The sequence below is a fragment of the Bacillus sp. SIMBA_154 genome (genome assembly GCF_046536015.1).
GTDB lineage: Bacteria > Bacillota > Bacilli > Bacillales > Bacillaceae > Bacillus > Bacillus pumilus_P.
On sequence record NZ_JAWJBV010000151.1, the window covers coordinates 1 to 299 of the forward strand.

Annotated in this window: 1 protein-coding gene; it reads left to right on the plus strand. The window is 38.1% G+C overall.

Annotated features, from left to right (window positions below; all coding sequences use genetic code 11):
- On the plus strand, positions 1 to 299 hold a 299-nt coding region (locus R0K30_RS21520; RefSeq protein WP_410612830.1), incomplete at both ends, for a protein rep.

The following is a 299-nucleotide window of genomic DNA, read 5'->3' on the forward strand; positions in this document are numbered from 1 at the left end:
GCACCTTATTACGGAAAAAAAGCTGAAAAAGTATGTAATTGTGCAGAGTGTCTTGTGTTTAGAAGAGATATTGAAACGGGCAGGCTACGATTATCAAATGCTTATTTCTGTAAAGTGAGGTTATGCTCGATGTGTGCGTGGCGACGATCGCTAAAAATTGCAAGTCATAATAAATTGATCGTGGAAGAAGCGAACAGGCAGTATAAGCCTTCATGGATATTCCTCACGTTGACAGTGAAAAATGTTGAGGGCGATGATTTAAAACAAACGATTACTGATATGATGCAAGGTTTTAGAAA